At 69.2% G+C, this 24,811-nt stretch carries 21 protein-coding genes; 6 read left to right on the forward strand and 15 right to left on the reverse strand.

The window, feature by feature from the left end:
• Positions 1-122 precede the first annotated feature (122 nt).
• The 3 genes from cmk to hisC form a co-directional block, all read right to left on the reverse strand.
• Entirely contained in the window at positions 123-791 is a 669-nt protein-coding gene (gene cmk, locus EDC29_RS09790) for a (d)CMP kinase (protein WP_123140279.1), read from the reverse strand.
• Positions 788-2,125, reverse strand: coding sequence for a 3-phosphoshikimate 1-carboxyvinyltransferase (gene aroA / locus EDC29_RS09795; protein ID WP_132229646.1), 1,338 nt, complete (start codon positions 2,123-2,125; stop codon positions 788-790). The genes cmk and aroA overlap by 4 nt, the downstream gene beginning before the upstream one ends.
• Positions 2,126-2,240: 115 nt before the next feature.
• A complete protein-coding gene (gene hisC / locus EDC29_RS09800) occupies positions 2,241-3,299 on the reverse strand; it encodes a histidinol-phosphate transaminase (protein WP_132229648.1) in 1,059 nt (352 codons plus the stop codon).
• A gap of 133 nt (positions 3,300-3,432) precedes the next feature.
• On the opposite strand from hisC, the gene EDC29_RS09805 reads away from it, so the two are divergent.
• Together EDC29_RS09805 and yhbY are read left to right on the forward strand one after the other, a co-directional pair.
• Complete coding sequence (locus EDC29_RS09805; RefSeq protein ID WP_132229650.1) at positions 3,433-4,101, forward strand: SOUL family heme-binding protein; 669 nt, start codon at positions 3,433-3,435, stop codon at positions 4,099-4,101.
• Between the two features lie 107 nt (positions 4,102-4,208).
• The gene (yhbY, locus tag EDC29_RS09810) at positions 4,209-4,511 is read left to right on the forward strand and encodes a ribosome assembly RNA-binding protein YhbY (protein WP_062276170.1); all 303 of its coding nucleotides are present in this window, start codon (positions 4,209-4,211) and stop codon (positions 4,509-4,511) included.
• On the opposite strand, the gene EDC29_RS09815 is transcribed toward yhbY, so the two are convergent.
• Genes EDC29_RS09815 through EDC29_RS09825 form a run of 3 tightly spaced genes read right to left on the reverse strand, consistent with a single transcriptional unit; the run spans position 4,512 to position 8,439 of the window.
• On the reverse strand, positions 4,512-5,351 hold the full coding sequence (locus EDC29_RS09815) for a hypothetical protein (protein ID WP_132229652.1): 840 nt from the start codon (positions 5,349-5,351) through the stop codon (positions 4,512-4,514).
• Between the two features lie 9 nt (positions 5,352-5,360).
• Positions 5,361-7,439, reverse strand: a complete 2,079-nt coding sequence (locus EDC29_RS09820; protein ID WP_132229654.1) for a molybdopterin-containing oxidoreductase family protein — start codon at positions 7,437-7,439, stop codon at positions 5,361-5,363.
• A 58-nt stretch (positions 7,440-7,497) separates the two neighbouring features.
• Entirely contained in the window at positions 7,498-8,439 is a 942-nt protein-coding gene (locus tag EDC29_RS09825) for a site-specific integrase (protein WP_132229656.1), read from the reverse strand.
• 239 nt (positions 8,440-8,678) lie between these two features.
• On the opposite strand from EDC29_RS09825, the gene EDC29_RS09830 reads away from it, so the two are divergent.
• Entirely contained in the window at positions 8,679-9,794 is a 1,116-nt protein-coding gene (locus EDC29_RS09830) for a DNA-binding protein (RefSeq protein WP_132229658.1), read from the forward strand.
• 154 nt (positions 9,795-9,948) lie between these two features.
• Here EDC29_RS09830 and EDC29_RS09835 read toward each other — a convergent pair whose 3' ends face one another.
• Both EDC29_RS09835 and alaC read right to left on the reverse strand, forming a co-directional pair.
• Positions 9,949-11,265, reverse strand: coding sequence for a homoserine dehydrogenase (locus EDC29_RS09835; RefSeq protein WP_123140303.1), 1,317 nt, complete (start codon positions 11,263-11,265; stop codon positions 9,949-9,951).
• A 102-nt stretch (positions 11,266-11,367) separates the two neighbouring features.
• Positions 11,368-12,570, reverse strand: coding sequence for an alanine transaminase (gene alaC, locus EDC29_RS09840; protein WP_123140288.1), 1,203 nt, complete (start codon positions 12,568-12,570; stop codon positions 11,368-11,370).
• Positions 12,571-12,747: 177 nt separating this feature from the next.
• Here alaC and EDC29_RS09845 point away from each other — a divergent pair, with 177 nt between their 5' ends.
• Both EDC29_RS09845 and EDC29_RS09850 read left to right on the forward strand, forming a co-directional pair.
• Positions 12,748-14,535, forward strand: a complete 1,788-nt coding sequence (locus EDC29_RS09845) for a putative bifunctional diguanylate cyclase/phosphodiesterase (RefSeq protein WP_165913484.1) — start codon at positions 12,748-12,750, stop codon at positions 14,533-14,535.
• Positions 14,532-15,401, forward strand: a complete 870-nt coding sequence (locus EDC29_RS09850) for a DUF6279 family lipoprotein (protein WP_132229662.1) — start codon at positions 14,532-14,534, stop codon at positions 15,399-15,401. The genes EDC29_RS09845 and EDC29_RS09850 overlap by 4 nt, the downstream gene beginning before the upstream one ends.
• A 9-nt stretch (positions 15,402-15,410) precedes the next feature.
• Here EDC29_RS09850 and EDC29_RS09855 read toward each other — a convergent pair whose 3' ends face one another.
• Together EDC29_RS09855 and mtgA are read right to left on the reverse strand one after the other, a co-directional pair.
• Entirely contained in the window at positions 15,411-17,897 is a 2,487-nt protein-coding gene (locus tag EDC29_RS09855; RefSeq protein ID WP_132229664.1) for a penicillin-binding protein 1A, read from the reverse strand.
• 108 nt (positions 17,898-18,005) lie between these two features.
• Positions 18,006-18,767 (reverse strand): monofunctional biosynthetic peptidoglycan transglycosylase, encoded by a 762-nt coding sequence (mtgA, locus tag EDC29_RS09860; RefSeq protein WP_123140292.1) that lies wholly within the window; start codon positions 18,765-18,767, stop codon positions 18,006-18,008.
• Between the two features lie 221 nt (positions 18,768-18,988).
• Between mtgA and EDC29_RS09865 the strand changes: the two genes are divergently transcribed.
• A complete protein-coding gene (locus EDC29_RS09865; RefSeq protein ID WP_132229666.1) occupies positions 18,989-19,663 on the forward strand; it encodes a histidine phosphatase family protein in 675 nt (224 codons plus the stop codon).
• Between the two features lie 6 nt (positions 19,664-19,669).
• Here the strand turns inward: EDC29_RS09865 and EDC29_RS09870 are convergent, their stop codons facing one another.
• From EDC29_RS09870 to EDC29_RS09890, 5 genes are all read right to left on the reverse strand, one after another.
• A complete protein-coding gene (locus EDC29_RS09870) occupies positions 19,670-20,488 on the reverse strand; it encodes a metal ABC transporter permease (RefSeq protein ID WP_132229668.1) in 819 nt (272 codons plus the stop codon).
• Entirely contained in the window at positions 20,485-21,063 is a 579-nt protein-coding gene (locus tag EDC29_RS09875) for an ATP-binding cassette domain-containing protein (protein ID WP_132229670.1), read from the reverse strand. The genes EDC29_RS09870 and EDC29_RS09875 overlap by 4 nt, the downstream gene beginning before the upstream one ends.
• Entirely contained in the window at positions 21,060-21,959 is a 900-nt protein-coding gene (locus tag EDC29_RS09880) for a metal ABC transporter substrate-binding protein (RefSeq protein WP_132229672.1), read from the reverse strand. Before EDC29_RS09880 ends, EDC29_RS09875 begins: the two co-directional genes overlap by 4 nt.
• 17 nt (positions 21,960-21,976) lie before the next feature.
• Positions 21,977-23,476 carry a TonB-dependent receptor gene (locus EDC29_RS09885; RefSeq protein ID WP_132229674.1) on the reverse strand — a complete coding sequence of 500 codons (1,500 nt, stop codon included), beginning with the start codon at positions 23,474-23,476 and terminating at the stop codon, positions 21,977-21,979.
• A 523-nt stretch (positions 23,477-23,999) separates the two neighbouring features.
• Positions 24,000-24,811 (reverse strand): IS110 family RNA-guided transposase (locus EDC29_RS09890; RefSeq protein ID WP_132229676.1); only part of this gene is annotated, 812 nt, incomplete at its 5' end.

Consider the following 24,811-nt stretch of genomic DNA (forward strand, 5'->3'; position numbering starts at 1 on the left):
CCTGAAGAACGGCGCGCGTTCCACTCCGTCCGGAGCGGTGGGTGATGAATTAAACGACAAGGCCGATGCAGCGCGCACCGACCCGACCAAATATCGACCCGTCCCGAGAGACGGGATCGACGTCAAGAGACCAGCTCCGGGAAGACGCGCCTTACCTCTTCCAAGACCCGATCGAGCACTTCCTGAATGGACATCGCGGTCGAATCCAGCGTCACGGCGTCCGTTGCCGGACGCAGCGGCGCGACCGCGCGGTTGCGGTCGCGCTGATCGCGCTCGCGAATATCCTTTATGAGGTCCGGGAGACTAGCATCCAACCCCTTTTCTTTCAACTGTTTATAACGCCGTTCGGCGCGCACCTCGGGGCTGGCATCGAGAAAGACTTTCAATGGAGCCTGAGGGAAGACCACGGTGCCCATGTCGCGACCATCGGCGATCAGCCCGGGCTCGCGCGCCATGCGTCGCTGCCATTCGAGCAACGCCTCACGCACCGGGGCGTGCGCGGCGGCGCGTGAGGCGGCCATGCCGGCCTGCTCGGTGCGGATCAGGTCACTGACGTCCTCGTCGGCGAGCAGCACCCGGCGCTCGACGAAGCGTAGCTCGAGCCCGGCGGCGAGCGCCGCCAGTCCCTCTGCATCCTCGAGGTCCACCCCGGCGCGCCCGGCGGCGAGCCCCAGCACCCGGTAGAGCGCCCCGCTGTCGAGACAGTGCCAGCCGAGCCGTTCGCCGAGCAGCGCGGTCAGGGTCCCCTTGCCGGTCCCCGAGGGACCATCGACGGTAATTACCGGAATCATGCGCGTTGTTGCTCCTCGATCTGCAACCCGGCGCTCGCCGCCAGCCGTGGGAAGCCGGGGAAGGAGGTCTCGACGTTGGCGCAGTCGTGGATCTCCACCGGCCCGGCGGCGCGCAGTGCGGCGATGGCGAAGGACATGGCGATGCGGTGATCGCCGTGGGCCTGGATCGGTGCACGCCCGAGGTTCGAGCCGAGCGCGCCGCCACGGATGCGGATGCCGTCGGGCAGCGGCTCGGCCTCGATGCCGAGCGTGGCCAGACCATCGGCCATCACCTGGATGCGATCGCTCTCCTTGACCCGCAGCTCCTCGGCGCCGCCGAGCCGGGTCTCGCCCTCGGCACAGGCGGCGGCGATGAACAGCGCCGGGAACTCGTCGATGGCCAGGGGGACCTGGTCGCGCGGGATCTCGATCCCGTGGAGCGGCGCATGACGCACGCGGATATCGGCCACCGGCTCGCCGCCGGCCATGCGCTCGTCGCGCAGCTCGATGTCGCCGCCCATGGCGCGCAGGATGTTGATCACGCCGATCCGGGTGGGGTTGATACCGACCCCCTCGAGCAGCAGATCCGAGCCCGGCGCGATGCTCGCGCCGACGAGGAAGAAGGCCGCCGAGGAGATATCGGCCGGCACCACCAGCTCACAGCCCCGCAGCCGTCCGCCACCGCTCAGACAGACCCGAGCGCCGTCGCGACGCAGCCGATAGCCGAAGGCGCTGAGCATGCGCTCGGTGTGATCGCGCGTTGGCGCAGGCTCGGTCACACAGGTCTCGCCCTCGGCAAAGAGCCCGGCGAGCAGCAGGCTCGACTTGATCTGGGCGCTGGCCACCGGCAGTGCGTAATCGATCCCGGCGAGTGTCTCGACCGGGGTGATGCGCAACGGCGCGGTGCCGGTCTCCGAGGTCTCGATCCGCGCGCCCATCCGCGCCAGCGGTTCGGTCACCCGACGCATCGGACGCCGCGTCAGCGAGGCGTCGCCGACCAGGGTGGTGGCGAAACGCTGACCGGCGAGCAAACCGGCGAGCAACCGCATCGAGGTCCCTGAGTTGCCCATGTCGAGCACCGCGCCCGCGGCCTCGAGCCCATGCAGACCGACCCCGCGCACCCGGACCCTGCCCGCCTCCGGGCCTTCGATCTCGACGCCCATGCGGCGAAAGGCCGCGAGCGTGGCGAGGGCATCGGCGCCCTCGAGAAAACCGCTGATCCGGGTCTCGCCCTCGGCCAGCGCCGCGAGCATGATCGAGCGATGCGAGATCGACTTGTCGCCCGGTACGCGCAACCGCCCGGTGAGCGCCCCGCCGGGGCCGACCAGATAACGGATATCCTCAAGCTCTGCCAAGTGTCCCTCCGCGTCGTGTCGACCGGGTTTTTATGGATAAACGGTTAATTTTACGCGCTCGAGCACAACCGGGTAAACCGCCATGTCGGGTTGAACGCGTCCCGAATCACCACTCTCAGTCGAGCAGGCGGTCGATCTCCTCGACCAGACGACGCATCTCGGCATCGGTACCGATCGAGATGCGCAGGTGCTCATGCAGACGTGGCCGATCGAAATAACGCACCAGCACCCCGACCTCGCGCAGCTGCTCGAAGAGTGCGCGGGCCCGCCCATTCGGCACCCGCGCCAGCACGAAGTTGGTCTGCGAGGGCAGCACCGCAAAGCCGCGCCGGGTGAGTTCGGCGACCGTCCACTCGCGCGTGGCCATCACTCGCGCGATGCAGTCGCGGAAGTAGTCCTCGTCCTCCAGCGCGGCGAGCGCGCCGGCCTGCGCCAGCCGATCGAGCGGATAGGAGTTGAAGGAGTCCTTGACCCGCTCCAGACCCGCGATCAGCTCGGCCGAGCCATAGGCGAAGCCGACCCGCAGCCCGGCCAGCGAGCGCGACTTGGAGAAGGTCTGCACCACCAAGAGCTGCGGGTGCTCGGCGAGCAGCGCCACCGCGCTCGCGGCGCCGAAGTCGACATAGGCCTCGTCGATCAGCACCACCCGCTCGCGGTTGGCCGCGAGCAGGCGCTCGAGCTGTTCGAGCGGCAGCGCCCGACCGGTCGGGGCATTGGGGTTGGGGAGCACGATCGGACCGCTCTCGGCGACATAGTCGGCCGGGTCGACCTCGAAGGCGGCATTGAGCGGGACGATCCGCGAGGCGATCCCAAAAAGCTTGCAATAGACCGGATAGAAACCGTAGGTCAGATCCGGGAAGCGTAGCGGCTCGGGCTGTTTGAAGAAGGCCATGAAGGCGAGCGCCAACACGTCATCCGAACCGTTGCCGATGAAGACGTTCTCCGGCGCCAGCCCCGCACGCGCGGCGAGGGCCGCCTTGAGCGCGCCGCTGTCGGGATCGGGATAGAGTCGGAGCGCGTCGACCGCCGCGTCATCGAGCACCGCACGCACCCGCGGCGAGGGCGGATAGGGGTTCTCGTTGGTGTTGAGCTTGGTCAGCTCGACATGCCTGGGCTGCTCACCGGGGACATAGGGCTGCAGGGTGTGGACCAGGTCGCTCCAGTATTGACTCATGTTCGGCGGATCGCGGAATTGGATGGACAATCGCTCAGTTTATCCGCTGGGCCGGCTCACTGTCAGGCTCACCCTGTCAATCACCGACCAACGCCCATAGCCTGGGGACCAGGGACGTCACGAGGAGAGGACCATGCCGAGATCGAACATCCGGCGCGCGACGCTCGCCGCCCTGGCGCTCGCGCTGATCCTGGGCAGCATCGGAGGAGTGCTGATGGCCACCGAACAACCCGCCTATACCCTGATCGAACAACACCGCGGCTTCGAGCTGCGCCGCTATCCGCCATTGCTGGTCGCCGAGGTCGAGGTCGAGGGCACCTTCGATGCCGTCGGCGGTCGCGCCTTTCGCGTGCTCGCCGACTACATCTTCGGTAACAACCAGGGGTCACGGAAGATCGCCATGACCGCACCGGTCAACCAGCAACCGCTGGGGCGCGGCGAGCGCATCGCCATGACCGCGCCGGTGACCCAGCAGCCGAGCGGTGAAGCACGCTATCGCATCAGCTTCATCATGCCCGCACACTTCACCCGCGACACCCTGCCCCGCCCCAACGACGGGCGCGTCCACATCCGCGAGATCCCGGCGCGACTGCTCGCCGCGCACCGTTACTCCGGCGGCTGGGGCGAGGGACGCTATCGCGAGCATGAGTCGCAGCTGCTCGCCGCCGTGCAGGGCGCCGGCCTGAGCCCGGTCGGCACGCCGATCTATGCCCGCTACAACTCGCCCTTCTCGCTGCCGTTCCTGCGTCGCAACGAGGTGCTGGTCGAGGTCGAGCGCGCACCGACAGCGCTCGGGGACTGAGCCGATCCGAGGCGGCAGAGCGCCGCCGGGACTGCTATCATCGCCCCCCATCGGGGCCGGTCCTGCACCGGCCCCGACCCGTTTCGCACAACACAGCCAAGGCCTTCATGAGCATCACCGAAAAACAGAAACGCTGGCTCAAGCAGCAAGCGCATCATCTCAAGCCCGTCGTCATCGTCGGTCAGCACGGCATCACCGATGGGGTGATCGCCGAGCTCGAGATCGCGCTCGATCATCACGAGCTGCTCAAGACCAAGATCAGCGCCGGCGATCGTGAGCTGCGCGACGCGGCCATCGCCGAGCTCATCGAGCGCACCGGGGCGATGCTGGTCAATCGCATCGGCAACATCGCCATCCTCTATCGCGCCAACCCGCGCAAGCGCGACCCGCTCGCCCTGCCCCGGATCTGATCAGCCGCGCCGGCGCTCGAGCAGCGCCAGCGCCGCGCGGCCGACCGCGCGATCGGTCGCGCGCAGGATTGCCACCCGATCCGGGGTGTGCCGATCCTCGCTCACGCTGACCCCGAGCGCGGCCAGCGCCTCGCTCTCCTCCCCGCTCAGCGCTCGCCGACCGAACACCGAGATCACCATGCCACCGGGGACCGGCGGTGGCGGCACGAAGGGCGCGCCGTCGACCAGCGTCACCCAGGCGGGGACGAACCCCGGGCCATAGAGATCGAAGAAGCCGTTGGAGCCGCGCAGATGGATCTCCACCGGCCGCCCCCCGATCAGCTCGATGTTGCACAGCCCGGTGTAGTCGGCGAGATGGCGATCGACCAGTTGCGCCAGCTCCGGCTCGATCTCCGGGATCGCGACCCCGACCTCCCAGACACAGGGGCGCCCCTGATCACGCCACTGGCCGGCACGGGTGTGCGCCTGCCAGCGGATGTGTCCGGACTCGAGCAGCAGATCGCTGCTGGTCTGCTCGCCCTCCAGCCGCTCGCACCAGAAGCTCCCGGGACGCACCGGCACGGCATCGGCGCGAGACACCCCGGCCTCGAGCGCCATCCCGGCGAGGTTGACGATCGGCTTGACGAACACCGGCGTCTCCGGCGCGAGCCCGAACGCCAGCGGCGACACCCCGCAGGGCGCGGCCAGCAGGCCCTCGGTCAGCGCCAGGGCGAGCTTGTCGTAGACCCCGCGATGCACCGGGTTGAGTCGCCAGGCGGCGGCATCGCTCACCGCCACCGCCCGGCGCGGCTGGGGCCGGAACAGTGATTCGCGCTCGGGGAGAACACCGATAAAGGGCACGGCCCGACCTCAATCGAGCGGTCGGATCTCACACAGCCCCGACTTGAACGGCGGGAAACCGCTGATCGGGTCGAGGTGCACATCATCGGTGAGCAGATTGACGTTGGCCTCGTTCCAGCCGTGCACACAGTGCACCACGCCCGGCTTGATGCGCTCGGTCACCTGGGCATAGAAGCGCACCTCGCCACGGGGCGAGCCGACCATCACCGCATCGCCATCGTCGATGCCGCGCACCATGGCATCCTCGGGGTGGATCTCGACCAGCGGACGGGGAATGGCCCGACGCATCCGCGCGCTGTGCTGGTGTTGCGAGTGGGTGTCGAACTTGGTGCGCGCGCCGCTGGTCAGCACCAGCGGGAAACGGCGGGCCAGCGCCGGGGTGGAGACCGGCCCCTCGGCCGGTTCGCGATAGACCGGGAGACCGTCGTGACCGGCAGCGCGCAGCGCGTCCGAGTCGAACTCCACCTTGCCGCTGTCGGTGGGGAAGCCACGCAGCCGATAGAGCCGATCGGCGTCCATGAAACCATGATCGACCAGGTCGTCGATCGCATCGGCATAGACGGTCACCCCCTCGGGGCTGGCATAGATCGCCTCGCGTACCGCCTCCGGCAACCCCTCGGCGGCCTCCGCCCAGGAGGCCTCGAGGTCCCCGTCCCAGAACAGCGCCCCCATCCCCAGCCGCACCCCGAGCTGGAGGAAGATCTCGCCGTCCGCACGGGCCTCGCCCCGCGGGGCGAGCAACGCGCGCCGATAGCGCACCTCGCCCTGATAGGCGCAGCCGGGATAGGCGATCAGCGCCGGGCGTTCCAGGTTGGTCGCCGCCGGCAACACGATATCGGCCTGACGGGTCGCGGGGTTGTGGAAGAAGTCGCTGGCGGCGAAGAAATCGAGCGCGCCGAGCGCCCGCTCCATCCGCGCCGAGTTCGGCCACATCGCGGTATTGATCCCCATCGCCAGCAGCGCGCGGATCGGCTGCGGATCGCCCTCGAGGATGCAGTCGGGCAGCAGCATGCTCTGCGCCGCCGGCCAGTAGCGGGTCCAGATCGGGAAGCGCTCGCTGCCGACACGCGGCGGCAAGGCCGCCAGACAGTGATCGAAGCGCTCGATCGGCCGGGGCAGCGCCTTGTCGTTGAAGAAGCGGTTGCCGCCCTCGCGATCGAGGTTGCCGGTCACCGCGCTGAGCAGGATCAGCGCACGATGGTTCTGGAAGCCGTTGCTGTGCTGCACGGTGGCGGTCGGCGACAGGGTGATCTGCGCCGGGGCGGTGGTGGCGTAGCACTCGGCGGCGCGCTCGATATCGGCGGCCGCCACCCCGCAGATCGCCGCCACCCGACGCGGGTCGAAGTCGCGGACATAGTCGCGGAAGGCATCCACGCCCTGCCCCCACTGATCGAGAAAGACCTGATCCTGCCAGCCGTTGGCGAAGATCAGATGATGGAAGCCGAGGGCGAGCGCCCCATCGGTACCGGGGCGGATCTGCAGATGGACATCGGCGCGCTCGGCCAGCGGCGTGCGCCTGGGATCGACCACGATCAGCGCCCGCTCGGGGCGTGGACTGGCCAGCGGGTGCTGGTCGAAGGGCGGGATCGAGCCGCGCGGATTGGTCGACCAGATGAGATGACAGCGCGTCTTCGGCGAGACCACAGTCGAGGTGGTCTTGATCTTGTAGCCGAGGGTGAGCTTCTCGGCGACCATGGTGGCCGAGAAACAGCAGCCGCTCTCGGTCATGTAATTGGGTGAGCCGAAGCTGTGGGCGAGTCGCTGCAGCTGCGGTCGCGCCTCCTTGGTATAGCCGGCGAAGAAGCCCACCGCCGGCGCACCGTGACGTTCACGGGCACGCGTCAGCTCGGCGGCGATGGTGTCGAGCGCCTCGTCCCAGCCGATCCGCTCGAAGCGTCCACTGCCTCGTGGACCGATCCGGCGCAGCGGATGGAGCAGTCGTTCGGGGTGATCGCGCCGTTCGAGCTGGACATAACAGCGCGGGCAGTCGGGCCCGCGGACCTTTACCGGCTCGCCGGCGGTATCGAGCTCGATCTCGATCGGACAGTTGGCGTCACACTCGTAACAGGTCGTCTGCGCGCTCGGCATCTCCTTCGTCCCCGCTCGGGCTGGCATGATCCGGGGATGTGCGCCGGGCGCGGCGAATTCAACCCGAGGCCTCCTCCGGCGCGGCCAGCGCGCGCTCGATACGCCCGCCCAGCCGGGGCGCGGCGCGCTCGATATAGCGCAGCGCCGAGCGCGCGTCACGCCAGCCGACATAGTCCATCAGCTCGCGCAGCTGCCACTGACTGGCGCTCGCCCAGGAGGCGAAGCCCCGCCTGAGCGAGTGGGCGCTGTAGCTCGCCGCATCCGTCACCCCGGCCTCCTCGAGCAACCGGCGCAGCAGCGGGATCAGGCTGTTGGGGTGCAGCCCCTGCTCGCGCACCCGCCCCCAGCGATCGATGCCACGGAACACCGCGCCGCGCTCGATCCCGGCACAGCCGACCCAATCGGCATAGGCCGCGACCGGACACAGCCTGGAGAGCCGGGGCAGCGGATAGTCGCGGGTCTCGCCGCGCGAGGTCTTGGTGCGCGCGAGCCGGATCAACAACCCGCCGTCGTGTTCCTGGCGAACGTCCTCGACCGCAAGCCTCAGCAGCTCATCGCCACGGAAGGCCCGCCAGAAGCCGACCAGCAGCAGCGCCCGATCGCGCCGCGCGCGCAATGCCTCACTGATCCCAGCCTCGCGGATCCGCGCCTCCAGCATGGCGTCGACCCGCACCAGGTCCTCCAGCCGCAATGCCCGCGCCTGGTGCTCGCGTGCCGGGTGCAGCTCACTGATACCGCGCATCACCTGACGCACCACCGGCGCCTTGGTCGGGTCGGGGAAGCCCTGGTCACGATGCCAGCGCGCCAGTGCCGCCAGGTGCAGACGCAGGGTATTGAGCGCGAGCTGCTCGGCGTGATCAGCGAGATAGCGGGCGACGGACTCGGCAGTCGCCGGCAACAACCCGCCCCAGGTCTCCTCGTAATGGCGGATCGCCGCGCGATACCCGCGTCTGGTGTTGTCGCGGGTGGCCGCCTCGATATAGCGCTCGATCCGCTGCATGCCCGTTGTGCTCCTTTTCTCTCCATCGTCTCTGACGGCCCGTCTTCGCTACCGGGTCCGTACCGCTTGTACCCAGCCTGTTCAGACCGGGCCTGATTGCGGCTCTCATCCCGGTCTGACATGGGATAAGTCATATTATCCCGCCTTTTATTTTTCCTGAACACAAAAATTGACGCTCAAAAATAATACGTATATACATACTACGTAATACAGTACAAAATAAACCGGAGAACAACCCCATGGCACGCGGCGGCATCACCAAGGCGCTGGTCAAACAGGCGCGCGACACCCTGCTCGCACAGGACCGACACCCCTCGATCGACGCCGTCCGCGTCGCCCTCGGCAACACCGGCTCAAAGAGCACGATTCATCGTTATCTCAAGGAGTTGGAAGAAGAAGAGGCACGCCGGATCGGCGACACCAAGGGCCTGAGCGAGCCGATCCAACAGCTCGTCGCCGAGCTCGCCCGCACCCTCGAGGGCGAGGCCGAAGAGATCGTCGCCGCCGCCGAACGCCGTCATCAGGCGCAGATACAGACTCAGCGTCAGCAGCTCGAAGAGATCGAGACAGCCCGCGATGGACTCGCGACAGAGGTCGAGGGATTGCGCCAGGGAATCGCCGCGCGCGAGACGACCCTCGCCGAGCAGGCCGCGCGCATCATTGAACTGGAGCAACGGGGTCAGGGACAGGCGATCGCCTTGGCGACCCTGGAGCAGGAAAAACTGGGACTACAGGAACGGCTCGAGGTCCAGGCGCAGCATCTCGCCTCGATCGAGGAGAAGCACCGTCATGCCCGCGAGGCGCTCGAACACTATCGCGAGGCCAGTCGCCTTCAGCGCGAACAGGATCAACGCCGCCACGACCAACAGGTTCAGCAATTACAGGCGGAACTACGCCAGCAGGCGCAGACCCTGATCGTCAAGCAGGACGAGATCACCCGGCTCAACCGTGACAACGCCGCCCTCGCCGGCGAGCTGCGCGAGCGCGAACGGGACAATCAACAACAAGCGCAGGCGTTGGCGAAGCTGCACGAGACGCAGCAGAGGGGCGAACGGATACGTAATCAGCTGGAGACACAACTCGCACACAGCGAGGAGACGCGCGCAGCGCTCGACGCGCAGCACCGTCAGCTCACCGAGGCGCACGCCCAGCTCGAGGCACGACTAGGGCGCAGCGAACGGGGACGCGAACGACTCCAGACCCGACTGCTCGCCGAGCACGCGCGACGTCGCACCCTCGAGCAGCAGCTCGAGCGCTTGGTTGCGCGCACGACGACCTCGGGCCAGGACGCTGAGACATCCGATCAACCCGTGTCGGACGCCGATTCACCGAGCAGGCAAAAAACGGATGAATGATGATGAAGGATGCGCCTGAATCAGCAGGCAGCGGGAGGAGTCGTCAGGGAGAGGGATCTTGCTGGACGAGACGACACCAGCGAGAGGGTCGACCGGCGGCGTCTCTTCGCACGGCGATCGGGGCCGGGGCCGTTCGGCCCCGGCGCCCCCATGCTCAGCCCGAGAGCATCTCGACACGAATGCGGATGATCTCGCCCTGCACCGAGTCGAGCGCCTCGATCTGGGCGAGCGCGGCGTTCATCTGGCGTTCGAGCACCCGGTGGGTGAGCATCACCAGCGGCACATGGGTCTCGCCCTCGCCCGGCTCCTGCTGCTTGATCGCCTCGATGCTGATGCCGTGCTCGCCGAGGATGCTGGCGATGCGCGCCATCACCCCGGGCTGGTCGAGCGCCGAGAGACGCAGGTAGTAGGCGGTCTCGACCGCCTCCATCTCGAGCACCGGCGTATCGGCCAGCTCGTCGGGTTGGAAGGCGAGATGCGGCACCCGGTTGCTCGGGTCGGTGGTCAGCGTGCGCACCACGTCGACCAGATCGGCGACCACCGCCGAGGCCGTCGGCAGGGCGCCGGCGCCAGCACCGTAATAGAGCGTCGGGCCGACCGCATCGCCCTTGACCAGCACCGCGTTCATCACCCCGTCGACATTGGCCAGCAGGCGACGCTCGGGGATCAGCGTCGGGTGGACGCGCAGCTCGATGCCCTGCTCGCCGCGACGCGCGATCCCCAGGTGCTTGATGCGATAGCCGAGCTCGGCGGCATAGGCGACGTCGAGCGCGCCGATCTTCGAGATCCCCTCGGTGAAGCAGCGATCGAACTGCAGCGGGATGCCGAAGGCGAGCGAGCCGAGGATGGTGAGCTTGTGCGCCGCGTCGATCCCCTCGACATCGAAGGTCGGATCGGCCTCGGCATAGCCGAGCGCCTGTGCCTCGGCGAGCACGTCGGCGAAGTCGCGACCCTTGTCGCGCATCTCGGTGAGGATGAAGTTTCCGGTGCCGTTGATGATGCCGGCCACCCACTCGATGTGGTTCGCGGCCAGCCCCTCGCGCACCGCCTTGATGATCGGGATGCCGCCGGCCACCGCCGCCTCGAAACCGACCGTCACCCCGTGTTCGCGGGCGGCGGCGAAGATCTCGTTGCCGTGCAGTGCGATCAGCGCCTTGTTGGCGGTGACCACGTGCTTGCCGTTCTCGATCGCGCGCAGCACCAGCTCGCGGGCCGGCGAATAGCCGCCGATCAGCTCGATGACCACCTCGACCTCGGGGTCCTCGACCACCGCGAAGGCATCGTCGCCGATGCGTCCGACCCGCTCCAGCCCATCGATGGCATCGGCGTCATAGGCACGCGCTGCGGCATGCGCGATCTGGATCTCGCGACCGGCGCGGCGCGCAATCTCCGCGGCATTGTTGGCCAGCACGCTGACCGTGCCGCCACCGACGGTTCCCAAGCCCAAGAGTCCGATTTTCACCGGTTTCATCATAGTACCTCTTCGTCGCCCGCCCGCCGGACGGGGCGCTGTGTCCTGGTTGGAATCGGTCCGGACGCGCCCATCCATGATGGGCGCGTCACCGTGAACGGCTCAGGCGCCGGCCTGGGCGTCGTGGCGGAACATCTCCTTGATGCCACGGATCGCCTGACGAGTGCGATGCTCGTTCTCGATCAGGCCGAAGCGGACATGGGTGTCGCCGTACTCGCCGAAGCCGATACCGGGGGCCACGGCCACCTTGGCCTCGCGCAGGAGCTTTTTCGAGAACTCCAGCGACCCCATCTCGCGATAAGGCTCGGGGATCGGCGCCCACACGAACATCGTCGCCTTGGGCGGCTCGACCGCCCAGCCGGCGGCGTTGAGACCGCTGCAGAGCACGTCGCGCCGACTCTGATACATGTCGCTGATCTCGCGCACGCACTCCTGGGGCCCCTCCAGCGCGGCGATCGCCGCGACCTGGATCGGGGTGAAGGTGCCATAGTCGAGATAGGACTTGATCCGCGCCAGCGCGGAGACCAGAGTCGGGTTGCCGCACATGAAGCCGACGCGCCAGCCGGGCATGTTGTAGCTCTTGGACATCGAGAAGAACTCGACGGCGATGTCCTTGGCACCGGGTACCTGGAGGATCGAGGGGGCCTTGTAGCCGTCGAAGACGATGTCGGCATAGGCGATGTCGTGCACCACCCAGATGCCGTGCTCGCGGGCGATCTCGATGACCTTTTCGAAGAACTCGAGATCGACACACTGCCCGGTGGGGTTGCCGGGGAAGTTGAGCACCAGCATCTTGGGCTTGGGCCAGGACTCCTGGATACCGCGCCGCAGCTCCTCGAAGAAGTCCACGTCCGGGGTCAGGCGCACATGGCGCACGTCGGCACCGGCGATGATGAAGCCATAGGGATGGATCGGATAGGCCGGGTTGGGCACCAGCACCGTATCACCGGCATCCATGGTCGCCAGCGCGAGGTGGGCGAGCCCCTCCTTGGAACCGATGGTGACGATGGCCTCGGTCTCGGGATCGAGATGGACGTCGAAGCGATCGCGATACCAGTGACAGATGGCGCGACGCAGCCGCGGGATGCCGCGCGAGACCGAATAACGGTGGGTGTTGCCGCGCTCCGAGACCTCGATCAGCTTGTCGACGATGTGCTGCGGCGTCGGCTGATCGGGGTTGCCCATGCCGAAATCGATGATGTCCTCGCCCCGCGCTCGCGCCGCGGCCTTCAACTCGTTGACGATGTTGAAGACATAGGGCGGCAAGCGCTTGATGCGATGGAAATCTGACTCGGGGGCGACCACGGGGGGACCTCGTTGAAGATGAAGTTGGAAAAAGGTTCAGAGTGTACAGCCAGCGGGGAAAGAAGCAAGCCAAACGGCGCAGCCCCCCTCTGGACACCCGGCACATCGACACCGCCCTCCCCCTCGACCGACGGGCAGGATGCGGCGCTCGACAGTGCCAGCGCGATCTTCAAGGCCGTGGGTCTCGCCGCCGAGTACTTCGGTTGCGCGAACTGGGGGGAATACGTACCACGGATGCTCGAACACCTGGCGCGAGCGGCCCATGCCAGCCGCGCCTATGTCTTCGAGAACCATCTCGGTATCGACGGGATACTCTACACCAGTCAGCGTCACGAGTTCTCGGCACCCGGCGTCGCGAGCCAGATCAGCAACAGCCAACTGCAGAGCTTCCCCATCGAGACCGGCTTCGGCCGCTGGTGCCAGACCCTGCGTGGCGGCGGCGTGGTGCAGGGCTGTGTCGAGAGCCTCCCCGAGGGTGAGCGCGAGATCCTCCAGGCCCAGGGGATCAGCTCATTGGTCGTGGTGCCGGTCTTCGTCGCCAAGCACTGGTGGGGGTTCATCGGTTTCGACGACTGCACTCGCAGGCGCCACTGGAGCGAGGTCGAGATCCAGGCGCTGCGCGCGGCGGCCAACGTCCTCGGCGCCTCGGTCCAGAGCGAGCGGCTGAGTCGGCTCGAACAGCGCATGTTCCAGATGGCCACCCATGACGAACTCACCGGCCTGCCCAACCGACGCGCGCTCAACGGCTATCTGCGACTCGAGCAGGCGCGCAGCGAACGCTCGGGCAGCCCCTACTGTCTCGCGCTGTTCGACATCGACCGCTTCAAGCTGATCAACGACATCCACGGTCACAGCGCCGGCGACCACATCCTCAAGCAGGTCGCCATCGCGCTCAGACGCAGCATCCGTCAGGGCGACTGGGTGGGCCGCTGGGGCGGCGAGGAGTTCCTGGTGGTGCTGCCTGCCACCCGCATCGAGCAGGCCTACCAGGGTATCGAACGGATGCGCCAGGCCGTCGAGCGCGCGCGCCCCGAGTTCGCCGAGCGCCGCTTCGAGGTGACGGTGAGCGCCGGGGTGGCCGAGTGCACCGCCGGCCACGACAGCCTCGACGACGTCCTCGCCCGCGCCGACGCGGGTCTCTACGAAGCCAAGCTGCGCGGACGCAACCGCACCTGTGTCACCAACGCCGAACAGGCCCACAACCTCTCCACCGCGGCCCTGGTGCAACGGGCCATCCGCGATGGCCAGCTCCACCCGGCCTATCAGAGCATCGTCGATCTCGCCAGTCGCACCCAGGTCGCCGAAGAAGCACTCGCCCGCATCGTTGCCGGCACCGAGCAGGTACTCTGCGCCCAGGAGTTCGTCGAGATCGCCGATCGACTCAACCTGCTCCACCGTATCGACGACATCCTCGGACGCCGCGCCATCGCCCGCTGCGCCGTCGAGGGCGGTCAGCGCCCCGCCATCAAGCGCTTCATCAACCTCTCCGGTGACCTGTTGCGCCGCCCCGAGCGGGTCGCCGCACTCGCCCAGCACGCCGCGGCACTGTGCCCCCGGCTCGGCCCCGGGCGACGCACCCGCGCGCTGGTCCTGCAGATCACCGAGCGCGAACCGCTCGGCCAAGCCCATCAGCTCCGCTCCACCCTCGCGCCCTTTCTCGACCAGGGCTTCCGGCTCGCCATCGACGACTTCGGCGGCGGCTATTCCTCGCTCGGCTATCTCGCCGAGCTGCCGATCTCCTTCATCAAGATCGATCGTGAACTGATCGCCCAGGTCCGCACCAGACCCAAGTCGCGCGCCCTGGTAGCCAGCATCCAGTACACCGCCGACTCGCTCGGCATCACCACCATCGCCGAATGCGTCGAGGACGAACCCACCGCCCAGGTCCTCGGCGAGCTCGGCGTGCACTGGGCGCAGGGGTATCTGTTCGCCGCACCGACGCTCGAACTGGAGCAGGCCGGATGAGTCGTCACCTCGGGATCATGGTGCTGGTCGCACTCGGTCTGCTCGGCGGCGGCTGCAGCCGGGTCTCGCTGGTCTACGACAATGCCCCCTTCCTCACCGGGGTCTATGTCGATCACCGCATCGACCTCGCGCCGCAACAGCTGCGCGGTTGGACGCGCGCACTGCAGGAGGTCCAGACACGCCATCGGCGCGAGGCGCTGCCCCGGCTCATCGCCCTGCTCGACGGATTGATCCTGACGAGCGAGCGCGGCTTCGTCCGTGACGATCTCGCCTGTCTGATGCGCGCCGCCGAGCCGGTCTATCGCCAGCATGCCGAACTCTTCGTCGACGCGACAGCGCCGCTGCTCGTCACCCTCACTCCGACACAACGCCAGCGGCTCGAACGACTGTGGCGCGAGCGCGACGCCGAGCGCGCCGCACCCGCCGACCCCGAACGCGAGCGGCGCAAGCGCGCCCGGCGCTATATCCGCAACCTCGGCGACTGGACCGGACCGCTCAACGCGAGCCAGCAGCAGCTGGTACGCGAGCTGACCGCGGCGATGCCGCGCAGCCAGCCCGCACTCGACGCCTATCGCGCCAGCCAGCGCACCCGGCTGATGACACTGCTCGACGAGGGCGCCGGAGAGGCACGGATCGCCGCCTTCCTCCATGGCTGGCTGGTCGAGTTCGACGCCATGCCGGCGGCGCTGCGCCGCGACGGCGAGCGCCTGACCGAGCAGCTCGTCACCCTCGCCGCCCGGTTCGGCGCCAGCCTCGATGCGACCCAGCGCACGCGGCTGCTTGAGCGTCTCGGCGAGCTGCGCGAGACCCTGCAGCGACGGCAACGCGAACAGCGCGCGATCGTCCCCTTGCCCTGCGCCGGCTGAGCCGACGCCTCAGAACAGCTCGTCGAGCACCCGCGGCGAGCTGTCCTCGATCACCGGCGCGGGCGCCGCGCGGATCGGGTCCGGGCCGAGCAGCATCAGGCGATACTCCTCGCGCACCAGCTCGGCGATACTGCCCGGCCCTCGCGACTCGATCCCGCGCGCCGGGTCGATCCGCACCCGCACCATCCCCGGCGGCGGCTTCAGCGTCGCCACCGGGCGCTCGGCGAGCGCCTGGCGCATGAACTCGACCCACATCCCCAACGCCGCCACGCCGCCGTACTCGCCGCGACCGAGCTCGGAGAAGTCGTCGAAGCCCATCCAGGCGATGGTGACGAAATCGGCCTGATAGCCGGCAAACCAGGAGTCGCGCAGGTCGTTGGTGGTGCCGGTCTTGCCGACCACGTCGGCGCGCCCGAGGGCGCGGGCACGCCGCCCGGTGCCGACCTCGATGACGTCGCGCAACATCGAGGTCATCTGATAGGCGATGCGCGGGTCGATCACCCGCTCGGCCGCGCCGCCGGTGGCGGCGAGCGCCCGGGTGCGGGTCTCGCCGCCACCACGCCGGTACCAGCAGTCGTCGCAGGCGCGCGGTGGCGCGGCGACGAAGACCTCCCGACCCTCGCCGTCCTCGATCCGGCTGATGAAGTGCGGGCGCACGTGATAGCCGCCATTGGCGAATACCGCATAGCCCTCGGCCAGACTCACCGGAGAGAGCTCCACGGTGCCGAGCGCCAGCGACAGTCCGACGGGGTTGTCGATCAGGGCGAAGCCGAAGCGCTCGAGATAGCGCTTGGCGTCCTCCAACCCGACGCTCTGCAGCAGATTGATGGTGGCGAGGTTGCGCGAGCGCGCCAGCGCCGGACGCAACCGGATCGGACCGAGCGCGCGGCGATCGGCGTTCTGCGGGTTCCAGCGCGAGCCGCGCGGCAGCTCCACCGGAGCGTCGCGCACCAGGCTCGCTGGGGTCCAGCCCTCGGCGAGCGCGGCGGCATAGATGAAGGGCTTGAAGCTCGAACCGGGCTGGCGACGCATGTCGAGCGCGCGGTTGAATTTGCTCGCGGCGAAGTCGTAGCCCCCGACCAGCGCCAGCACCGCGCCGTCGCGCGGATCGATCGAGACCAACGCACCGGCGACCGCCGGGAGCTGATCGAGTCGCCAGTCGCCGTCCTCGGCGCGCGAGAGTCGCACCAGGTCGCCGACGGCGAGCACGTCGCTGACACGTCGAGGACGGCGCCCGCGCCGGTTCTCGTCGATCAGGGGCCGCGCCCAGGCGACCGCCCCGAGATCGAGCCGCGCACGCTCGCCCCGCCCGAGATCGAGTTCGGCCGCGCGCGCCGAGACCGCGGTGACCAGCGCCGCGCGCAACCCACCGAGCGGCGGGTGAGCGGCGAGCAGCGCATCGAGCGCCGACTCGGTGCGCCCGACAAGCTCGATGCGCGCCTCGGCGCCGCGATAGCCGTGACGCCGGTCGTAGTCGTGCAGCGCCTCGCGCACCGCACCCTGCGCGGCGCGCTGCAACCGGGTGTCGATGGTGGTGAAGACCCGATAGCCGTGCCCGAGCGCGGCCTCGCCGTAGTGCTCGATGATCTCCTGGCGCGCCATCTCGGCGACGTGTCCGGCCTCTAGGTCGGGCAGGCGGCGATGCAACCGCGCCCGGTCGGGGGTGCGGATCGCCTGCTCGTAGCGCGGCGTGTCGATATAGCCGAGTGCGTGCATCCGCCCGAGCACATGGTTGCGCCGCTCGAGCGCCCGCGCCGGGTCGGTCACCGGGTTGTTGCTCGAGGGCGCCTGGGGGATGCCGGCGAGCATCGCCACCTCGGGCAGGGTCAGCGCATCGAGCGACTTGTCGTAATAGAGCGCCGCGGCCGCCGAGATGCCGTAGGCGCGATGGCCGAAGAAGATCTTGTTGAGATAGAGCTCGAGGATCTGCTGCTTGGTCAGGGTACGCTCGACGCGCAGGGTCAGCAGTACCTCGGCGAGCTTGCGCGCGAAGGTCTTCTCCGGCGAGAGGAAGAAGTTGCGGGTGAGCTGCATGCTGATGGTGCTGCCGCCCTGCGCCTTCTCGCCGGTCAGGGCATAGCTCAGCGAGGCGCGCGCCAGCCCCACCAGATCGACGCCACGGTGCTGGAAGAAACGGCTGTCCTCGGTGGCGAGCACCGCCTGCACCACCAGCGCCGGAACATCGCGATAGCGCACCGGACGGCGACGCTGCACGCCGAACTCGCCGATCAGCGCGCCATCGGCGCTGTAGACCCGTAACGGCTCCTGGAGCTGGACGTCGCGCAGCTGCTCGACATCGGGCAGCTCGGGCAGGGTGAAGTGGACGAAGGCCGCGGCACCGAGCAGCCCCAGCAGCATGAGCTGCAACCCGGCACCGAGCAGCGCGCTCGACAGGCGCAACACACCCCCCCCTGGCGCAAGACGCCGGCGGGTGGGCGAGGCGGGTTGTTCCGGGTCGGGCTCGTTCCCGGCGGGCTGATCGGCTGCGTGTTCCAAGGGCGACTCCAGGGCGCGCGCGCCGGGCACGCCTCATCCCGATACCTCATCAGCGCGGCACCGGCGGCGACATCCTGCGCGATCGCATCGCGCCTCGCAAGGCCGCGCTCAGCGCAGCCGCTCGAGATAGGCGATACCGCCGAGCTGGCGCATCTGGGCGAGGATCCAGCCCACACGCCGCTCACGCCGCTCGCTGGGGCGATCGAGCCGATAGCCGCGTGGATCGGGCAGCACCGCCGCGAGCCGGGCGGCGCGAGACCGCCCGAGGTTGGCCGCGGAACGGTCGAAATAGCGGCGGCTGGCGGCCTCGGCGCCATAGACCTCGGGACCGAACTGGGCGATGTTGAGATAGACCTCGAGGATCCGCCGTTTCGGCCACAGCGTCTCGATCAGCACCGTGAACCAGGCCTCGATGCCCTTGCGCAGATAGTCCCGCCCCGGCCACAGGAAGAGGTTCTTCGCCGTCTGCTGGGTCAGCGTGCTCGCACCCCGGCTGGGACCACCCTCGCCCAGCTCGGCAAGCACCTGGCGCAGCTCGACCAGGTCGAAGCCGTGGTGCTCGGGAAAGCGCTGGTCCTCGGCGGCGATCACCGCCAGCGCCAGCTCCGGATCGATGTCGTCGAGATCGACCCAGCGATACGCCAGTCGCGGCGCGCGGCCCTCGGTCCACAGCCCGGCGAGCCGGTGCTCGAGCATGAACGCCGAGCTCGGCGGATCGAGCCAGCGCAGCGCCCCGACCAGCACCACCGAGAGCGCCGCCAGCACCAGCGGCACCAGCACCAGCAGTCGCAACAGCCCCGAGCTGCCGCGCCCTGTCGTCTTGCGGGCACTCCCCTTGCTCGTACGCCTGCGCGTCTTCCGTGCGCTCATGACCGGGCCAAGACCTCCATCATCGCGAAACCGCTGCCGATCGTCACCGACGCGCCCCTCGCGGAACCCGCCGCCGCTCCGGTCATCCATTCTGACACAGCACCAGCCTCCCGCGTATCGCACCGGCGGGGATCTCAACACCGGTTACGTCTGGACATCGACTACGGGTGCCCCGACCATGGGGACACAAGGGACAACCTGGTGCCAACGAGGAGAACAAGATGCCGACCCGAATCTATCTGGTGCGCCACGGCGCCACCGAACTCACCGCCGAGGACCGCTTCGCCGGCTCCACCGACGTGCCGCTCTCCGAGCAGGGCCGCAACCAGGTCCGGGCGCTCGCCGCACGGCTGCGCTGCGACAGCCTCGATGCGGTCTTCGCCAGCCCGATGGGGCGCACCATGGAAACGGCGCGGATCATCGCCGAGTCACACGGTCTCGAACCCACCCCCGAGCCAGGGCTGCGCGAGATCGACTACGGCCACTGGGAGGGACTGACCCGCGAGCAGGTCGCCGCCGACTTCGCCGAGGAATACAGCGCCTGGCAGGAAGACCCGCTGACCAGCGCGCCCAAGGGCGGCGAGTCGGGGATCGACGTGCTCGCCCGCGCCCTGCCGGTGATGCGTCGCATCGTCCACGACCACCACGACCGCTCGGTGCTGGTGGTCGCTCACAAGGGCACCAACCGGCTGCTGGTGAGCAGTCTGCTCGGCTTCGATGCGCGCGGCTACCGCGACCGACTCGACCAGAGCCCGGCGGGGCTGACCATCCTCGACTTCGCCAGCGAGGTGCGCGCCCGGCTGCGGCTGTTCAACGACATCTCCCACTACGAGGGGCTGCCGGCGCGGGAACTCGAACAGCGGCTCTCGCACTGGTGGAGCGATCCCTGCCACTGAGCCCGTTCAGCGCCACCCCGTCAGCAATCGCCACCCCGCCTGGAGCGCGCTCGCGCCCCAGGCCAGCAACACCAGCACCGCCACCAGCACCGGGCCGAACGGCTGATCGAGCGCCAGCGCCAGCACGAAGGCGCCGAGATAACCAGCGACCCCGATCAGCCCCGCCACCACCCAGGTCGCGCGCCAGCCGCGCGCCACCCGGAAAGCGACCCAGGCCGGCACGAACACCAGCGCAAAGGCCCCCATCAACCCCAACGTGGCGGTGCCCACCGCCATGCCGAGCGCGGCGACGAGATCCATCCCCAGGTGGGTGCGCCAGGCCGCGCGACCATTGGCGCGGTCGAGCCGGGGCAGCAGGCGCGCGCGCAACAGCGGCCAGGCCAGCCGGGGCAACGACCACAGCAGCGCCAGCGCCAGCACCAGGGCCGCGATCAGCTCGGGCCAGCGGGCGAAGTAGAGCTGGCCGTCGATCAGCGCCTGCCCCAGCCCCTCGCCCACCGCGCTGTTGGCCGCAATCAGCAGCAGCAACGCCCAGCCGATCAGGATCATGAAGCCGTAGACACCGTTGCCACGCCGGCCCAGCGCGCCCTTGACCAGGCCACCGCCGAGTGCACCGAACCCGGCGCCTGCAAGCCCCGGCGCGCCGAGCGCGAGCCCACCGAGGGCACCGGCGGCCGCCAGATGCGCCAGTCCCAGCGCCGCCAGCCACTCGTCGCGGAGCATCAACAACACCCCGATCGGCGCGAGCGCGAGGCTCGCCGCCAGCCCGGTGAGCAGCGGTACCCGAAACAACGGATCGACGAGCAGCGCGAGCCCCTCGTTCATGACCACCCCCCGGCATCGAGCGCCAGCACCCGGGTGCTCACCGCGTCGAGAAAGGCGCGCTCGTGACTGACCAGCAACACCGCTCGGTCTGCGCGCGCCGTCTCCAGCAGCGCGCGCAGCGACCGCTCGGCGCCGGGATCGAGGTTGTTGGTCGGCTCGTCGAGCAGCACCAGATCGACCTCGGCGCCGAGCGCGCACCACACGCAGAGCAGCTGGTACTGCCCCCCGCTGAGCCGATCGAGTCGCTGCCCGAGCAGCGCACCGAGGGGCGCCGGTGCACGGCGCGGGTCGAGCCCGGCGGCACGCAGCAGGTCGGCGCCGGTCATCGGCATGGGCTCGAGGCGCACCGGGCGCTGCTCCTGATAGCTCAGGCGCAACCCCGGGGCGCGCCGGATCGTCCCGGCGAACACCCGCGCGGCGCGGGCGATGGCGTTGAGCAGGGTCGACTTGCCGCTGCCGTTGCCGCCCCACAGCCCCAGCACCTCGCCACGCCCCAGGGCGAACGAGAGCGGACCGACCACGGGCGCGCGATGGCCCGCGACCAGTCCGTCGAGCCGCAACAGCGACTCGCTCATCGCCGCCCCGCCCCGGCGAGCGCCTCGACCCAGCGGTCGATGTGCGCCAGATAGGCCGCGCCGTCGGCCTCTCGCGCCGGCTCCAGCGCCAGCACCGCCACCGGCCAGTCGAGCGCGGCGGCGACCCGCTCGGCCGGGCGCGCCGGTTGATAGGGGGTGTGGATCACCACCCCGGCGCGGCCCCGCAGCCGCTCGGTGAGCGCGCTCAGCTGCCGACCGCTCGGCGGCACCCCGGGCACCGGCTCGATGGTGCCGAGCAGCGGCACACCGAAGCGATCGAGCAGATAGACGCCGTCGCGGTGGTGGAGCACCGCGCCCGGCGCGCCGTCGAGCCGCACCGACCACGCCGGCAGCCGCCGATCGACGGCGGCGGCAAAGCGCGCGGCGCCGGCACGATAGCCGGGGCCACCGGCCGGATCGAGCCCGGCCATGCGCTCGGCCAGCGCCCGCGCCACCGTCGCCATGCGCAGCGGATCGAGGTTGAGGTGCGGGTTGCCGAGCGGGTGGACGTCACCGAGCGCGCGATCGGCCGGGGTGCCGACATCGAGCAGCGCGACCTGGGCGGCGGCCTCGAAATAGCCCGGAGTCTCGGGGCGGATCGCCGGGTTGGCGGCGCTGGCGATCGCCAGCGGCAACCAGCCGATCTCCAACTCGGCGCCGACCGCCACCACCAGGTCGGCGCGACGCAGCGCGCCGATCATGCTCGGGCGCGCCTGCAACCGGTGCAGGTCGCGCTCGGGCCCGGAGAGCACCGTCAGCGCGGTGTCCGCGCCGCCGACCGCGCGCACCAGCGCACCCATGCTCGGGCTGGTGGCCACCACCTCGAGCGCCTGCGCCGGCAGCGCGACCAGGGCCGCGAGCAGCACGCCCGCGCGGATCATCAGGGATCTGTTCATGGCGTTCCTCCGGGGCATCAGAAGGCGTGGGCGCCGTGGCTGCCCATGCTCATCAGGAACTGCAGATAGAAGGCGTCGAAGCGCTCGCGCGTGTCCTCGGCCACCAGGATGTCGTTGCGGGCGTACTGCGCGCGCAACTGGGAGAACTCCGTCAGCCCCCAGGTCAGCCCCAGGGTCCAGCGCTCGGAGCTGCCATAGTCGGCATCGGCGTCGCCGCCGACGCTGTTGGTCAGGCCGAGCACGTCATAGCGCAGCCCCAGGGTCCAGCGCGGCGCGATCCCGTAGGTGAGCTGGGCGTAGAGCCCGTCGGTGGTGAAGGTGCGCCGATCGCCGAGCTGCTCGGGATGGGCGCTGGCGATGATGTCGAGGTCCTTGATCGAACGCAGATACTCGCTCTGCAGCCGCAGGTCGCCCTTGCCGCCGTAGCCGGGCGCGTCATAGGCGTAGACCAGATCGACACCCCAGAGATCGGCGTCGCCGTCGAGCGCGGTCTGGTGCACCTCGGCGTCGTGGTCGTGGGTATGGGCGTGCAGCTCCTGCTGACGGTCGCCATGGGCGAAGGAGACGCCGAACTGCAGCGCGTGCTGGTCGCCGAGGTCGGGGGCGATCTTGGCGAAGGCGGTCCACAGCCGCGGGCCGTCGCCGGCCTCGTCGAGCCCGAGCGCCTCCAGGGTCTCGTCGCCGAAGGTGGCGCCGAAGCGCTCCTGATCGCCCTGCAGCGCCTCGACCCCGACCAGGGTGTAGACCGGCAGCGCCGGCAGCCAGGTCAGCTGCACCCCGGTGTCCTGCAGACCGTGCACCCCGAGCAGATTGAGATAGGGCAGGTTCTGGTCGACGAAGGCCCACTGGTGCGGATGCTGGGCGTTGGCATAGCCGAAGCCGCTGAGGAAGCGTCCGGCCTTGACCCGCAGCCCGTGCGGCAGCGCGCGGGTCTGCAGATAGGCCTCCTCGAGTTCGACGTTGCCGTCGCTGTCGACGGCCATGTGCATGGCGGCGTCGAAATAGGGGTCGATGGTCGCGGTGAAGCTCAGCTCCGCCTCGCGCATATTGAAGCCGTTGTCGAAGGTGCCGTGGCTGTGACCGGCGTGGTCGTGATCGTGATGATCACCACCGGAGGGCTGGAAGGCCTGGCCGACCAGGCCCGAGCCCTCGCCATCGAGGTCGTCGTGATAGTAGTTGCCGTCGAGGATCACCGAGATCTGCGGATTGAAGGCATTGGCCGCGCTCAGCGCGCCACGGGTCGGCGCGGGTGTCGGCGCCTGGTGCACCACGGGCGCGCGCATCGGACGCGAGCCGGTGTCACCGGGGGGGAGGGCCGCCCGTGGCGGCGTGCGCGACTCGGCCTCGGCGAGACGGCGTTCGAGCGACTGGATACGGGTCTCGTACTGGTCCTTCATCGCCTCGATCATCGCGCGCAACTCGGCGATCTCGGCATCATCGGTCGTGGCTGTGGCACACAGCGGCAGCAGCAGCGCGAGCGCGCCCGCCCCGCCACGCAGCAGGTTCGGTGTGGACATGGCCTCGGTTCCTGATCATTGGGTGGAGCACAAGGACGCCAACGGTCACCAGCGGGTGATCGAAAACGTCACAGCGATCAACAGCGAACCGAACCGGGGGGCGCGCGAGCGCGCTGAGGCAGGAAGGAGCATGCGCCCGGCCAGACGAGTGGCGCCGAGCACAGCCGCCCGATCTCACGCGGGCGGACCTGATACAGCGACGGCGGCGCGGCCCCGAGCGGCGAGCCGATCCCGACACCCCCCAGACAGATCAGGCAGGGGCCATCGTGATCGTGGACCAGGTGCTCGAGCTGATGCGCCGCCAGCGCCGTCTGCGTCCACAGCAACACAACACCGAGCAGCAACGCAGCCAATGGGGCACGCGCACGACGGGATTGTGGATGGACCGGAGACGGCATGGAAGAGGCGTTGACAAATCGCAAGACAGAACGCGGGACGTTATAGCATTACACTCACTGCGTGCAAGTCGGTGCGGAGATTCAAGCCGCCAGGAGATTGAACCGCAAAGATACCGTCTTTCCCGTCAAGCCGCAGAAGCGTAATCGGGCTGGTAGGGACGACGGTTCTTGAACACGCCGAAACAGATGTGGGCGAGTTTCCGCATGGCGGCGCCGAGGGCGACCATCTTGGGCTTGCCGCGCGCCAGGAGGCGTTCGTAGAGGTCCTTGACGTGTGGGTTGTAGCGAATGGCGGTGACGGCGGCCATGTAGAGGGTGGCGCGGGCATGCGCAGGCCCGGCCTTGGAGAGTCTGGGGCGCCTCTGCACGGAGGTGCCCGACTGTCGCTCGACGGGCACGAGCCCGAGGTAGGCGGCGAACTGTTGGGCCGAGGTGAAGGGGCGGCTTTGCAGCAACGCCACGAAGCGCTGAGCGACCTTGAGGCCGATGGCGGGGATCGAGGTGAGGAGGTCGACGTCCTCGCGTAGCTGAGGGTGGCCGTCGAGGTGGTCGTCGATCTGTTGCTGGAGCTTGGCGAGGGCTTCTTCGAGGAAGGCGATGCTCTCGCGCACCGAGTCGCGCACCAGCGCCGGGGTGTGGGTTGCCTCGACCTTCTCCAGGCGGTTGCGCTCGCGTCGCAGGTCCTCGATGAGGGCGCGCTGACGGGCCAGCAGCGCCCGCAGGAAGCGCACCTCGGGCGAGGGCGGCGTCCAGGGCGCGGGCTTGAGGAGCGCGCCGAAGCGCGCCAGCACCTTGGCATCGACCGCGTCGGTCTTGGTGCGCACCGCCAGGCCGCGCGCAAAGTCCCGGGCCTGGGCCGGGTTGACGATCGAGACCGTCAGGCCACGCCCGTGGAGCAGCTCGGCGGCCGTCTCGTGGTAAGGGCCGGTGGCCTCCA

Source organism: Marichromatium gracile, from assembly GCF_004343155.1.
GTDB lineage: Bacteria > Pseudomonadota > Gammaproteobacteria > Chromatiales > Chromatiaceae > Marichromatium > Marichromatium gracile.

What these genes read in the sequence shown, in the direction of transcription:
- hisC (WP_132229648.1), bottom strand. Translation starts at nt 3,299, where the DNA reads ATGAGTCAATACTGGAGCGACCTGGTCCACACCCTGCAGCCCTATGTC.
- EDC29_RS09805 (WP_132229650.1), top strand. Translation starts at nt 3,433, where the DNA reads ATGCCGAGATCGAACATCCGGCGCGCGACGCTCGCCGCCCTGGCGCTC.
- EDC29_RS09830 (WP_132229658.1), top strand. Translation starts at nt 8,679, where the DNA reads ATGGCACGCGGCGGCATCACCAAGGCGCTGGTCAAACAGGCGCGCGAC.
- EDC29_RS09850 (WP_132229662.1), top strand. Translation starts at nt 14,532, where the DNA reads ATGAGTCGTCACCTCGGGATCATGGTGCTGGTCGCACTCGGTCTGCTC.
- EDC29_RS09885 (WP_132229674.1), bottom strand. Translation starts at nt 23,476, where the DNA reads ATGTCCACACCGAACCTGCTGCGTGGCGGGGCGGGCGCGCTCGCGCTG.
- EDC29_RS09875 (WP_132229670.1), bottom strand. Translation starts at nt 21,063, where the DNA reads ATGAGCGAGTCGCTGTTGCGGCTCGACGGACTGGTCGCGGGCCATCGC.
- EDC29_RS09870 (WP_132229668.1), bottom strand. Translation starts at nt 20,488, where the DNA reads ATGAACGAGGGGCTCGCGCTGCTCGTCGATCCGTTGTTTCGGGTACCG.
- yhbY (WP_062276170.1), top strand. Translation starts at nt 4,209, where the DNA reads ATGAGCATCACCGAAAAACAGAAACGCTGGCTCAAGCAGCAAGCGCAT.
- EDC29_RS09825 (WP_132229656.1), bottom strand. Translation starts at nt 8,439, where the DNA reads ATGCAGCGGATCGAGCGCTATATCGAGGCGGCCACCCGCGACAACACC.
- EDC29_RS09865 (WP_132229666.1), top strand. Translation starts at nt 18,989, where the DNA reads ATGCCGACCCGAATCTATCTGGTGCGCCACGGCGCCACCGAACTCACC.
- EDC29_RS09820 (WP_132229654.1), bottom strand. Translation starts at nt 7,439, where the DNA reads ATGCCGAGCGCGCAGACGACCTGTTACGAGTGTGACGCCAACTGTCCG.
- mtgA (WP_123140292.1), bottom strand. Translation starts at nt 18,767, where the DNA reads ATGAGCGCACGGAAGACGCGCAGGCGTACGAGCAAGGGGAGTGCCCGC.
- cmk (WP_123140279.1), bottom strand. Translation starts at nt 791, where the DNA reads ATGATTCCGGTAATTACCGTCGATGGTCCCTCGGGGACCGGCAAGGGG.
- EDC29_RS09880 (WP_132229672.1), bottom strand. Translation starts at nt 21,959, where the DNA reads ATGAACAGATCCCTGATGATCCGCGCGGGCGTGCTGCTCGCGGCCCTG.
- EDC29_RS09835 (WP_123140303.1), bottom strand. Translation starts at nt 11,265, where the DNA reads ATGAAACCGGTGAAAATCGGACTCTTGGGCTTGGGAACCGTCGGTGGC.